This is a genomic window from Pseudomonas sp. BP8 (assembly GCF_017875955.1).
Lineage (GTDB): Bacteria > Pseudomonadota > Gammaproteobacteria > Pseudomonadales > Pseudomonadaceae > Aquipseudomonas.
The window spans coordinates 4277008-4289563 of sequence record NZ_JAGINK010000001.1; the positions used below are offsets into that span (position 1 = coordinate 4277008).

11 protein-coding genes are annotated in these 12556 nt (G+C 62.1%); 6 read left to right on the forward strand and 5 right to left on the reverse strand.

The window, feature by feature from the left end:
- Positions 1 to 65: 65 nt before the first annotated feature.
- Together J3B00_RS18630 and katG are read right to left on the reverse strand one after the other, a co-directional pair.
- A complete protein-coding gene (locus J3B00_RS18630; RefSeq protein WP_209869996.1) occupies positions 66 to 1277 on the reverse strand; it encodes a M24 family metallopeptidase in 1212 nt (403 codons plus the stop codon).
- Positions 1278 to 1571: 294 nt separating this feature from the next.
- Entirely contained in the window at positions 1572 to 3830 is a 2259-nt protein-coding gene (gene katG, locus J3B00_RS18635) for a catalase/peroxidase HPI (protein ID WP_209869999.1), read from the reverse strand.
- 353 nt (positions 3831 to 4183) lie between these two features.
- Here katG and J3B00_RS18640 point away from each other — a divergent pair, with 353 nt between their 5' ends.
- Positions 4184 to 5092 (forward strand): LysR family transcriptional regulator, encoded by a 909-nt coding sequence (locus tag J3B00_RS18640; RefSeq protein ID WP_209870002.1) that lies wholly within the window; start codon positions 4184 to 4186, stop codon positions 5090 to 5092.
- A 12-nt stretch (positions 5093 to 5104) separates the two neighbouring features.
- On the opposite strand, the gene J3B00_RS18645 is transcribed toward J3B00_RS18640, so the two are convergent.
- Positions 5105 to 5983 carry a DMT family transporter gene (locus J3B00_RS18645; RefSeq protein ID WP_209870005.1) on the reverse strand — a complete coding sequence of 293 codons (879 nt, stop codon included), beginning with the start codon at positions 5981 to 5983 and terminating at the stop codon, positions 5105 to 5107.
- Positions 5984 to 6229: 246 nt separating this feature from the next.
- Between J3B00_RS18645 and J3B00_RS18650 the strand changes: the two genes are divergently transcribed.
- On the forward strand, positions 6230 to 7054 hold the full coding sequence (locus J3B00_RS18650) for an aldo/keto reductase (protein WP_209870008.1): 825 nt from the start codon (positions 6230 to 6232) through the stop codon (positions 7052 to 7054).
- A 61-nt stretch (positions 7055 to 7115) separates the two neighbouring features.
- On the opposite strand, the gene cobF is transcribed toward J3B00_RS18650, so the two are convergent.
- Positions 7116 to 7865 (reverse strand): precorrin-6A synthase (deacetylating), encoded by a 750-nt coding sequence (gene cobF / locus J3B00_RS18655; protein WP_209870011.1) that lies wholly within the window; start codon positions 7863 to 7865, stop codon positions 7116 to 7118.
- A 353-nt stretch (positions 7866 to 8218) separates the two neighbouring features.
- Here cobF and J3B00_RS18660 point away from each other — a divergent pair, with 353 nt between their 5' ends.
- The 3 genes from J3B00_RS18660 (at position 8219) to J3B00_RS18670 (ending at position 9690) form a co-directional block, all read left to right on the forward strand.
- Positions 8219 to 8593, forward strand: a complete 375-nt coding sequence (locus J3B00_RS18660) for a histone-like nucleoid-structuring protein, MvaT/MvaU family (RefSeq protein WP_209874986.1) — start codon at positions 8219 to 8221, stop codon at positions 8591 to 8593.
- A 225-nt stretch (positions 8594 to 8818) separates the two neighbouring features.
- On the forward strand, positions 8819 to 9340 hold the full coding sequence (gene gloA / locus J3B00_RS18665) for a lactoylglutathione lyase (RefSeq protein ID WP_209870015.1): 522 nt from the start codon (positions 8819 to 8821) through the stop codon (positions 9338 to 9340).
- 101 nt (positions 9341 to 9441) lie between these two features.
- A complete protein-coding gene (locus J3B00_RS18670; RefSeq protein ID WP_209870018.1) occupies positions 9442 to 9690 on the forward strand; it encodes a hypothetical protein in 249 nt (82 codons plus the stop codon).
- A 57-nt stretch (positions 9691 to 9747) separates the two neighbouring features.
- On the opposite strand, the gene J3B00_RS18675 is transcribed toward J3B00_RS18670, so the two are convergent.
- Positions 9748 to 10566 (reverse strand): shikimate 5-dehydrogenase, encoded by an 819-nt coding sequence (locus J3B00_RS18675; RefSeq protein WP_209870021.1) that lies wholly within the window; start codon positions 10564 to 10566, stop codon positions 9748 to 9750.
- 188 nt (positions 10567 to 10754) lie between these two features.
- Between J3B00_RS18675 and J3B00_RS18680 the strand changes: the two genes are divergently transcribed.
- Positions 10755 to 10937, forward strand: coding sequence for a hypothetical protein (locus J3B00_RS18680; RefSeq protein ID WP_209870024.1), 183 nt, complete (start codon positions 10755 to 10757; stop codon positions 10935 to 10937).
- Positions 10938 to 12556 lie beyond the last annotated feature (1619 nt).

Below are 12556 nucleotides of genomic sequence, written 5' to 3' on the forward strand. Positions count from 1 at the left end.
TTATGAGGTACGGCGCTTTCGCGGGGCAACCCCGCGAAAGTGCCAAGGTGCTGCAGGTGCAGGAGCTACTTGCGGATGATGTTGTGCTCCGGGCCGTAAGGGAAATGGGTGATGTTCTCGGCGCCCTGGTCATTGACGATGAGGATGTCGTGCTCGCGATAGCCGCCGGCACCCGGACGCCCTTCGGGCAGCATGATCATCGGCTCGATCGACACCACCATGCCGGGCTCCAACACCGTGTCGATGTCCTCGCGCAGCTCCAGGCCAGCCTCGCGGCCGTAATAATGGCTGAGGGTGCCGAATGAGTGGCCGTAGCCAAAGGTGCGGTACTGCAACAGGTCATGGCGCAAGAAGATCTCGTTCAGCTCGCGGGCGATGTCGCAGCAGCGCATGCCCGGCTTGACCAGCTTGAGTCCGGCTTCGTGGACCTCGACGTTGGCCTGCCACAGGCGTAGATGATCGTCCGGGCAATGCCCAAGGAACAGCGTGCGTTCCAGCGCCGTGTAGTAGCCGGCGATCATCGGGAAGCAGTTGAGGCTGAGGATCTCGCCGGCATTGACCTTGCGGCTGGTCACCGGGTTGTGTGCACCGTCGGTGTTGATCCCGGACTGGAACCAGGTCCAGGTATCCATCAGCTCGCCGTCGGGGAAGCTGCGGGCGATTTCGCGCACCATCGCCTGGGTCGCATGCAGCGCCACCTCGTACTCCGGGACCTGCTCGCGCAGAGCCTCGACCACCGCCGCCCCACCGATGTCGGCGACCCGCGCACCATGGCGGATCAAGGCTTGCTCTTCGGCCGACTTGATCATGCGCATACGCATGCACGGGGCGCCGATGTCGACCAGTTCGGCCTTGGGGTAGCAGGCGGCGAGCTTGGCGTGGTTCTGCAGGTTGAGGTGGTCGAACTCGACGCCGACGCGCGATGCGCCCGGTAGCGCCTGTTGGATGGCGACGAAATAGTTGTCGCGCTGCCAGTCGGTGTAGACGATGTTGTCGGTGCCCACCGTGCGCCGCCAGGGCTGGCCGCCGTCGATGTTGGCGCTGATCGAGACAACCTTGTCGTGGGTTACCACAAGGGCGTAGGGGCGGCCGAACGAGCAGTAAAGAAAGTCGCTGTAGTAGTTGACGTTGTGGTAGGAGGTGAAGACTGCGGCCTCGATGTCCTGCTCGGCCATGTAGGCACGCAGCCGGGCATGGCGGGCTGCGTATTCCTGGGTGGAAAACGTCGGTTTGGCCTTCTCGCCATTGCGGATCTTCAAGGTCTGGGGCATTTGCATGATCGCTGTTCCTTATCGTTGTGAGCACGCTGTTCAGGCCGGCCGCCTGAGATGCATTGCAACAGAACGATGCTGCGATCTTTTGTATCTATCCGACCTGGAATTGGCGAAATGGTAATTTCGACCACGTTGAATGGCCCGGGCTTTGCCCGTGTTCGCGGGACAAGCCCGCTCCTACAGAGTCAGGCGGTGCAGCCCAGATCCGGGTCTGCACGATCCCTGTAGGAGCGGCCTCGTGTCGCGAAAGGGCTGCACAGCAGCCCCAGCAGTCTCAAGCCAAACGCGACGCCCGGACTACACCCGGCGATCCAGGTCGAAGCGGTCGAGCTCCATCACCTTGACCCAAGCAGCAATGAAGTCCTTGACGAACTTTTCGTTGCCATCGCTGCTGCCATACACCTCGCTCAATGCCCGCAACTGGGCATGCGAGCCGAATACCAGATCAACCCGGGTGGCCGTCCACTTGCCCTGACCGGTCTTGCGATCACGCCCCTCGAAGGTTTCGTTGTCGCCCGAGGTCGGCTTCCACTCCACGCCCATATCCAGCAGATTGCGGAAGAAGTCGTTGCTCAGTTGCCCCGGCTTGTCGGTGAACACCCCATGCTGGCTGCCGCCATGGTTGGCGCCAAGCACACGCAGGCCGCCGATCAGCACGGTCAGCTCCGGTGCGGTCAGGGTCAGCAGTTGCGCCTTGTCCAGCAACAGCCGCTCTGCCTTGACGCTGTAAGCACCCTTGGAGAAATTGCGGAAACCATCGGCCAGCGGCTCCAGCACGCCAAACGACTCGACGTCGGTCTGCTCCTGCGAGGCATCCACCCGCCCGCCACGGAACGGCACGCTGAGCGTGTGCCCTGCGTCCTTGGCGGCTTTTTCTACTGCGGCAGTCCCACCGAGCACGATCAGGTCGGCCAACGACACCTGTTTGCCGCCCGCAGCGAACTCACTGCGAACCTTCTCCAGCGCTGCCAGTACCTTGTCCAGTTGCTCAGGCTGGTTGGCCGCCCAGAACTTCTGCGGTGCCAGGCGCAGCCGGCCGCCGTTGGCGCCACCGCGTTTGTCGGAACCGCGGAAGGTCGAGGCTGACGCCCAGGCCGTGGATACCAGTTCGGCAACACTCAGGCCCGAGGCAAGGAGCTTGGCTTTGAGGTCGGCAATGTCCTGCTCGCCCAGCGCAGGCTGATCAGCCTTGGGCAGCGGATCTTGCCAGAGCAGTTCTTCTTGAGGCATTTCCGGCCCCAGGTAACGTGCCAGCGGGCCCATATCGCGGTGGATCAGCTTGTACCAGGCACGGGCGAAAGCGTCGGCCAACTGCTCGGGGTTGTCCTTGAAGCGGCGTGCGATTGGCTCGTAGATCGGGTCGAAACGCAGCGCCAGGTCAGAGGTGAGCATGGAGGGTGCGTGGCGTTTGCTCGGGTCATGGGCATCGGGGATCTGCCCGGCACCGTCGCCATTCTTTGGCTGCCACTGATGGGCGCCTGCGGGGCTCTTGGTCAGCTCCCAGTCGAAGCGGAAGAGGTTTTCCAGGTACTCGTTGCTCCAACGGGTCGGGGTCGACGTCCAGGTCACTTCAAGGCCGCTGGTGATGGTATCGCCGCCCTTGCCGGTGCCGAACGTGTTGTGCCAGCCAAAGCCTTGCTGCTCAAGCCCGGCGGCTTCCGGCTCGGCGCCGACGTTGTCGGCCGGGCCGGCACCGTGGGTCTTGCCGAAGGCATGGCCGCCGGCGATCAGGGCCACGGTTTCTTCATCATTCATGGCCATGCGGCCGAAGGTCTCGCGGATGTCCTTGCCCGACGCGATCGGGTCGGGGTTGCCTTCGGGGCCTTCCGGGTTGACGTAGATCAGGCCCATCTGCACCGCCGCCAGCGGGTTTTCCAGGTTGCGCCCGCCGTCGGTACGGCTTTGCTCCTCGCCATGCTTGGCGGGTTCTGCCACCAGGTCACCCTGGCCGGGTGCCTGGGCCTTGCCATAGCGAGTGTCACCGCCCAGCCAGACCTTTTCCGAACCCCAGTAGACGTCTTCGTCCGGCTCCCAGACATCGGCGCGGCCGCCCGAGAAACCGAAGGTCTTGAAGCCCATTGACTCGAGGGCGACGTTACCGGTGAGCACGATCAGGTCGGCCCAGGAGATCTTGTTGCCGTACTTCTGCTTGATCGGCCACAGCAGGCGCCGGGCCTTGTCCAGGCTGACGTTGTCTGGCCAGCTGTTGAGCGGGGCGAAGCGCTGCTGACCGGCGCCGGCGCCGCCGCGGCCATCGCCGATCCGATAGGTGCCGGCGCTGTGCCAGGCCATGCGAATGAACAACGGGCCGTAGTGGCCGAAGTCGGCCGGCCACCAGTCCTGCGAATCGGTCATCAGGGCGGTAAGGTCTTGCTTCAGGGCCTGGAAATCGAGGCTCTTGAACGCCTTGGCGTAGTCGAAGTCCGCGTCCATCGGATCGGACTTGTCTGAATGCTGGTGAAGAATCTTCAGGTTGAGCTGGTCAGGCCACCAGTCACGGTTGGTGGTGCCGCCACCTGCGGTTTGATGGAACGGGCATTTCGATTCGTTCGACATCTGTGGGTACCTTTGGGTCGGGTTCTATCCAGATTTGCGGTCTAAGCCAGTTTGCTCAGCCGAGCACGTATGCTCATGCCTACCCCTCATCAGGTCTGTCGGTCTGTGCCGACACGGGCTTGCGAAACTGACACCACGCGGCATCGACGGTCTTGCACGCAAGTGCTGATCAACCGCTCACGCCGACTTTGAGCAAGGCCAGAGTCAAGACTAGCCGAGCTGCGGCAGACTTCTAATAGATCCACTATTGAGCGGCGATAGCCTGGCTCTGTCAGCGCACATCGGTACAAGCCAGTTGGCCCGCCACGTGCTTGAATATGACGCCACGACTGCCGCCCAAGAGCCCCTGCCCCATGAACCGCAACGACCTGCGCCGCGTCGACATGAACCTGCTGGTGGTGTTCGAAGCCCTGATGATCGAGCGCAACCTGACCCGTGTCGGCGAAAAACTGTTTATTACCCAGCCCACCGTCAGCGCCGCCCTCGCCCGCCTGCGCGACCTGTTCGACGATCCGCTGCTGATCCGCAACGGCCGGGCCATGGAACCCACCCCGCGGGCGATGCAGATCTTCTCTGAACTGGCGCCGGCGATGGATGTGATTTCCGCGGCGATCAGCCGGGCCAAGGCGTTCGAGCCGGCGAGCAGTTGCAACGTGTTCCGCCTGGGGCTGTCGGACGATGCCGAGTTCGGCCTGTTCCCCGACCTGCTGCAGGCGCTGCGCGAGGAAGCGCCGCAGATCAGCGTGGTGGTGCGCCGGGCCAACTTCCTGCTGATGCCTGGCCTGCTCGCCTCTGGGGAGATCTCGGTGGGGGTCAGCTATACCACTGACCTGCCGGCCAACGCCAAGCGTCGCAAGCTGCGCAACATCGGCGTGCGGGTGCTGCGTGCGGACAACCGCCCAGGCCCACTGACACTCGACGAATACTGCGCCCGGCCGCACGTGATGGTGTCGTTCTCGGGCGACATGAGCGGCAACATCGACCTTGATCTGGCGCGTATCGGCCGCTGCCGCAAAGTGGTGTTGGCGGTACCGCAATTCGGCAGCCTGCGGGCCCTGCTGCGCAACACCGAGCTGATCGCCACCGTGCCGGACTATGCGGCTTGCGCCCTGGCCGATGACGCCAGCCTGCGTGCCGACCCGGCTCCCTTCGACATCAGTGAAGCGGAGTTGTCGATGGCCTGGAGCAGCGCCCATGACAACGATCCGGCCGAGCGCTGGTTGCGCGAACGGATCCTGCAGTTCATGGCGCGCGACCAGTAGCCAGCAAGCTGGTTACTTGCCGCGCTGCATCCACGCGGCGCCCAAGCCGCTCAGGCAGATGATGGCGATTCCCACCAGGCTGGTGCTGTCTGGCACTTGGCTGAACACGACGAAACCAAGCAAGCCGGCAAATACGATCTGGCAGTAGCTGAACGGTGCCAGCATGGCCGGCGCCGCCAGGCGAAACGCCTGGGTCAGCAGCAGGTGCGCGGACATGCCGAAGCCACCCAATGCGAGCATCAGCAGGGCGTGGTCCCAGCGCGGCAGTTGCCAGAAGAACGGCACCAGCAGGGTCATGACCAAGGTGTTGCACAGGCCTGCGTAGAAATTACTGGTGGTCGGGCTGTCGTAGGCCGCCACCTTGCGCGTCAACAACTGATAGAAGCAGAAGCCCAGCGCCGAGCCGAAGGGGAACAGGATCGCCGGGGTGAACATCGCGCCGCCAGGGTGCACCACCACCAGCACGCCGATGAAGCCCATCACCACCGCCGCCCACTGGCCGATGGTCACCCGCTCTTTGAGCAGCGGGACCGACAGCGCCGTAACCAGCACTGGCGCGAGGAAGTTGACCGAGGTCGCCTCCGCCAGCGGCAGGTACTGCAAGCCTGCGGTAAACAGCAGGCTGGTACTGAGCAGGCTCAAGGCGCGCAGGGTCTGTAGCAGCGGCCGCCGCGTGCGCAGGACCGCCAGACCGGACTTGGGCAGGAAAATCCCGGCCATCAGCAAGGTATGCACCAGGTAGCGCACCCAGACCACCATGATGATCGGGTACAAACCACCGAGAAACTTCGACAGGGCATCGTGACTGGCAAACAGGAACGTGGCCACCACCACCAGGGCGATCCCTCGCAGTGGCTGGTTGACTCCGGACAGCGGTGTACTCGAACTCATGGCGTTCTCAAAGATGGCGCTGGCAAAATCGCGCCCAGGGACCTGCGTTGCCCTACCGGCCGCACGGATGTATTGGGCGGATTCTAGAAGAGATCCGCGAGGTTGCGATAGCTGCGATGCCAATGCGTGCCTGCGCCGGCTGATTTGCGTTCGCTGATCGACCACTTTTTACCGCAGCCGCATGGCCCGCTCTGTGCCAATCGAAGAACATGCTGGCAGTCCCCTGTAACTGAACAAGGAGTTTTCATGCATAGGCTCACCACCCGCCACGGTCTGGACATGCCCGCCATTGGTCTGGGCACTTGGCCGATGACCGGCGAGCAGTGCACCAGCGCCGTACGCCAGGCTCTGGAGCTGGGATACCGCCACATCGATACGGCAACTGCCTACAACAACGAAGATGCCGTAGGCCAGGCCCTGCGTGAGGCGCAAGTGCCGCGCGAGCAGATCCACCTGACCACCAAGGTCTGGTGGGACCGACTGTCCCCGGCGGCCATGCGCCAGTCGCTGGAAGACAGCCTGCGGGTACTGGGCACTGATCATGTTGACCTGTTCCATATCCACTGGCCCGGCCAGGACTGGGACCTGGCCCGCAGCATCGACACCCTGGTGGCCCTGCGCGACGAGGGCAAGGCGCGCAGCATCGGCGTCGCCAACTTCCCGCTGGGCCTGCTGCGTCAGGTGGTCGAGGAACTGGGCGCGCCGCTGTCGGCGATCCAGGTGGAATACCACGTGCTGCTGGGTCAGCAGCCCTTGCTCGACTATGCCCGCCAGCATGACCTGGCGCTCACCGCGTATACCCCGCTGGCCCGAGGCCGCGCGGCGGAGCAGCAGGTGATTCGCGATATCGCCGCCAAGCATGGGGTGCTCCCCAGCCAGGTGGCGCTCAAGTGGTTGCTCGATCAGCAGGGCGTGGCGGTGATTCCCAAGGCCAGCAGCCGCGAGAACCAGTTGAGCAACCTGGCCGCCCTGGATGTCCCGCTGGATGACCAGGACCGTGCGTTGATTGCCGGACTGCCGAAAGACCAGCGGGTGGTCAGCCCTGACTTTGCGCCTGACTGGAATAGCTGACAGGTAAGTATCGGCCTCTTCGCGGGGCATGCCCCGCAAAGAGGCCCGCACAGCCATCCCCTCACTGTGACCGGCGCAACAGATAGGTATCCATGATCCAGCCCTTGCGTCGCCGAGCCTGCTCGCGCACTTCGAGGATTCTGGCCTTGACCTCAAGCAGCGGCCCGGCAATCAGCAACTCGTCAGCCGTGCCCAGGTACGCCCCCCAATAGATGTAAAGATCACGGTCGTCCAGATCGGCAAACGCGCACTGCCCATCCAGCATCACCACCACGTTTTCGATCCGCCCCTGCTCGGCCAGGCGCCGCCCCGGCAGGATCGTCAGCGGCTCGCCAATCCGATTGAGAGGGACCCGGTGCCGAGCGGCCAAGGCCTGCACGCTGCTGATCCCGGGGACCACCTCCAGGTGCAAGGCCACACCCCGTTCCCGCACCCGATCGAGAATGCGCAACGTGCTGTCATACAGCCCTGGCTCGCCCCAGAGCAGGAATGCGCCCACATCAGCCGGCCCCAGTTCGCTGTCGATCAACTGCGCATAAAGCGCCGCACGCTGTAAATGCCAGTCATGCACGGCGCCCACATAGTCGGCCGCTTGCCCGTCTCGTTGCGGGTCCTCGACCTGCACCAGACGGTAGCCACCCGGCGCCAGGTAGCGTTCGAGGATCGCTTTGCGCAGGCGCAGCAGTTCGTCGCTGTCCGCACCCTTGTCGAGGACGAAGAACACCGTCGCCCGCTTGAGTGCATCCACCGCCTCGAAGGTAATCTGGCGTGGGTCACCAGGGCCGATGCCGATCAAGAGAAGTTGTTTCATCACCTGCCCCGTCCGCGAGTTGGCGGTCATTGTCACCCCCGTCGCGGTCCGTTGGCAAAAGTAACCGGACACACAGCAAGAACAGCCCCGTTACACATCGCCCAAGTGTTCTGCCATGGACTGTTGGAGGCTGCTCTACGCAACCGTCAACTTTCAATTGAGCGCGGCCGAACTGCAGTTCAAAAAAATAATAAAGTTCCACTACTGTATTTAAAAGTTTGCGGTTTACCCACTCGCCAGTGACTACTACACTCGACATCAGCAACAGCGGTTACCCACCTGCGTGGCCGGCGTTTATTGCGGATTGAATGTGCGTCACGCCTCGCCACAGCCGAATGACAGGAGTGAATACAGTGTCCAGACTTGCAGAGTTTCGTGCTGCCGAAAAAGCGCTTCAGGAACAGATCGCACAACTGGAAGCGCTGAAGAAGGATACCGGCCTAAAACGCGAAATCGAATTCGAGCAGAAACTACTTGGCCTGATGAAGAGCTATGACAAAGGCCTGCGTGACATCATTGCCATCCTCGACCCAAAAGTTGCGACCAAAGTGGGTACACGAGCCGCCACTGCCGCGCCGAAACAACAACGTCGGCCGCGGGTGGTGAAGGTTTACGAGAACCCGCACACCGGCGAGCTGATCGAGACCAAAGGCGGTAATCACCGCGGCCTCAAGGCCTGGAAACAAGAGCATGGCGCGACGACGGTTGAAAGCTGGTTGCGCTCATGAAACATGAACGTGGGCTTCACACTTTTTTCACAGCGCCTGCAGCATTATCGAACCAGCTAAAGGATTAGCGACCCCATCTGCGCCCGCACACGCGGGCCTCTAAATTCAAGCGCCCTGCCCTCGTGCAGGGCGCTTTCATTTTGTCTCCCCGCCGCACTGCCGTATCATGGCCGGCCTGTCTTTACCGCTGGCGCTTTCAAGCCCAGCCTCGCCTATGGAGGCCCGATGAGCCTGAATGATCTGAACACCCTGCCTGGCGTGACCGCGAAGCCGGATGCCGCCACTGCCCAATTCGTCTTCAACCACACCATGCTGCGGGTCAAGGACATCGAGAAGTCGCTGGACTTCTACACCCGCGTACTGGGTTTCCACCTGGTCGACAAGCGTGACTTTGCTGAAGCGGCATTCAGCCTGTACTTCCTCGCCCTGGTCGACCCGGCGCAGATTCCTGCCGATGACGCAGCGCGCCACCAGTGGATGAAGTCGATCCCTGGCGTACTTGAGCTGACCCACAACCACGGCAGCGAAAACGACGCCGAGTTCGCTTATCACAACGGCAACAGCGACCCGCGTGGTTTCGGCCATATCTGCATCTCGGTACCTGACGTAGTGAGCGCCTGCGAACGTTTTGAAGCGCTGCAAGTGCCGTTCCAGAAGCGTCTTGCCGACGGCCGCATGAATCACCTGGCGTTCATCAAGGACCCGGACGGCTACTGGGTCGAGATCATCCAGCCCACCGCGCTCTGACACCACCGTTCACCCGGGCACGCTCGTCGGCCCGGGAACTCGCCGCCCTTCGCTGTGGTATATGAAAGTAAGCGCTTTCCCACCACAGCGAGGTACGGACGATGCAAACCCTTCACTGTGAATACCGCGACCACACCATCACTGCCAGCGTCATGGCCCACCCTGGGTCGCCCCTGCCTTATGCGGCTGGCTGCCTGATCACTGACCCTCAAGGGCAAACCAGTCGACGCTTGTCATTGCCGGTGAAAATGGCCCTGCTGGCTGATCTGGAAAACGCCCAGCATGCTTCTCTGGCCCACGGCAAGTGGCTGGTGGACCAGAAGCTGGACGCTCGCAAGCAGGCGGGCTGAAGCCGATTCGGGCCTGTAGCTATCCGAGAGCGGGCTTGCCCGCTCCAACAGGCATCTTCAGGCGCGGGCGTATGCAATTGCGGCGTCCACTTGCTCGGCACTGGGCCGCACTCCGGTGTACAGCACAAATTGCTCCAGTGCCTGCAAGGCAATTACCTCAAGCCCGGTAATGACTGGCTTGCCCAGCGCCTGCGCCCGTTCAATCAGTGGCGTCCACGCAGGCAGCGCAACCACATCGAAGACCCACTCCGCCGCGGCGATTGCCGTTTCGGCAAATGCCAGTTGGTCTGCTTCAGGCCCGCCGGCCATGCCGATCGGCGTGACATTTATCAGCATCGGCGGCGCCAGATCGCCCAGCTCGGCCTGCCAGCGATAGCCGCAGACATCTGCCAACTGGCGCCCTGCCTGCTCGTTACGGGCAACAATGATGCCTTGCTCGAAGCCTGCATCACGCAACGCGCTGGCTACCGCCTTGGCCATGCCGCCGCTGCCGCGCAGGGCAAAGGCTGTGCCGGGGTCGACCTGATGCTTCTCGAGCAACTGGCGCACCGCCATATAGTCGGTGTTGTAAGCCTTCAAGTGGCCTTGGGTATTGACCAAGGTGTTGACTGATTCGATAGCCGCCGCAGACGGGTCGATCTCGTCTACCAGGGCCATGCATGCCTCTTTGAACGGCATTGATACCCCGCAGCCACGAATACCCAGCGCGCGAATGCCAGCCACTGCGGCCGGCAGGTCCTGGGTGGTCATGGCTTTGTAGTAATAGTCCAGGCCCAACTGCTGGTAGAGGTGATTATGGAAGCGCACGCCGAACGTGCCGGGGCGTCCGGCCAAGGAAATGCACAGCACGGTGTCTCTGCTGGGGGTAGTCGCCATTGCTTGCTCCTGCGTTTGAACTGAATCGTTTGTGCAGCGTAACAGACGGTAGTGGGCGCGGGTGTGCCCAGCCCGACCACGCCGGCAAGCGGTACCGTTGATAAAGCTGATGAGCACTATCGAGGAAGTTGATTTCAAAGCGCGGCGGGGGCTGGGTAAGGTAGCGCCATGTCTTACAGGAGGTCCACATGGCCACTATCCATATCATGTCCGTTGTCGGTAGCGCCGTTCCCCTTTCCTTACGTGAGCAGGGTTTGCTGGCATGCTGGTACTTGATGCGTAATGGCGAAGCGGTGAGTGGACCGATGCCGTCCAAGGCTTCTGCCCATGCGCTGGCTGAGCGTATGCAGGGGGCTAGCTTGATGGCCTGACCGAATTCTGTTGTGTGTTGCTCCTTGCGCCCTTGTTGCCCGCCTTTTTGGCGGGTTTTTTTTGGGTCATGGATTGGTTGGGGGGCTTATCCATTAGATGTGGTGACCTTTCGGGCCCCTTCCGCCCTTACGGCGGGTCACTTTTTTTCTTGGAAAAAAGTAACCAAAAACCGCTTGCTCCTGCATCCGGCCCCTCCGCTGCGCTGCGGGGTTCCCTCGCTCCGGTCTTGCTCCGGGAGGACCGCGCTGTACGGCCCATCCTGGGCCTCAGCGCTTTTCGGCCATCCATGGCCTCCACCTCCCTGCGCAAGACCTGCGCTCGGCCTCCTGAAGTCGCTGGTAGATCAAGAGCAAGATCGAGATCAACAGCCAGGGCAACGGCAGGCGAATCGCTGCGCTCTCGCTTTGTTTGTTTACGAGCGGATTTGTGGGGTGGCTGGCAGGGCTGCGCCCTGCGATTTGTATTGGCAGTACCGGCCTCTTCGCGGGGCAAGCCCGCTCCTACAGGATAGGCGCCGAATTCAAAATTTGCGCGATACCTGTAGGAGCGGGCTTGTCCCGCGAAGAGGCCCGAATATCCACCACCCATGTCACTATCGAAAACAATGCCAGCCCAGGGCCCATCCTAGGCCTCAGCGCTTTCCGGCCATCCATGCCCTCCACCTCCCTGCGCAAGACCTGCGCTCGACCTCCTGAAGTCGCTGGTAGATCAAGAGCCAGATCAAGATCAACAGCCAGGGCAACGGCAGGCGAATCGCTGAGCTCTCGCTTTGTTTATTTACCAGCGGATTTGTGGGGTGGCTGGCAGGGCTGCGCCCTGCGATTTGCATTGGCAGTACCGGCCTCTTCGCGGGGCAAGCCCGCTCCTACAGGATTGGCGCCGAATTCAAAATTTGCGCGATACCTGTAGGAGCGGGCTTGTCCCGCGAAGAGGCCCGAATATCCATCACCCATGTCACTATCGAAAACAATGCCAGCCCAGGGCCCATCCTAGGCCTCAGCGCTTTCCGGCCATCCATGCCCTCCACCTCCCTGCGCAAGACCTGCGCTCGACCTCCTGAAGTCGCTGGTAGATCAAGAGCCAGATCAAGATCAACAGCCAGGGCAACGGCAGGCGAATCGCTGCGCTCTCGCTTTGTTTGTTTACGAGCGGATTTGTGGGGTGGCTGGCAGGGCTGCGCCCTGCGATTTGTATTGGCAGTACCGGCCTCTTCGCGGGGCAAGCCCGCTCCTACAGGGATTGCACCGATTGTGAATTCGGCGCAATCCCTGTAGGGGCGGCGGTGCGGCGATCCGACTTGCCCCGCGAAGAGGCCCGAATATCCACCACCCATACCACTATAAAAATCAACGCCAGCCCAGACGCCACCCGTAACTTCGCGACTTCAGGAGGCCGAGTGGAGGTCCTCCCGCCGTAAGGGCGGAAGGGGCCATTACAGCCACCACATCAAATGGATAAGCCCACAATCCAAACGCCAACCAACCCAAAGACCATCCCCACAATAATCAGTGGAGAAGTTTATTGGCATGTACAGGATTAAATTCCGTTCACCTTGCGCCCTTTAGTCATAAGGCATTCGACACACTTTCGGCCATACTCCACAATGCAGCGGTTTTTT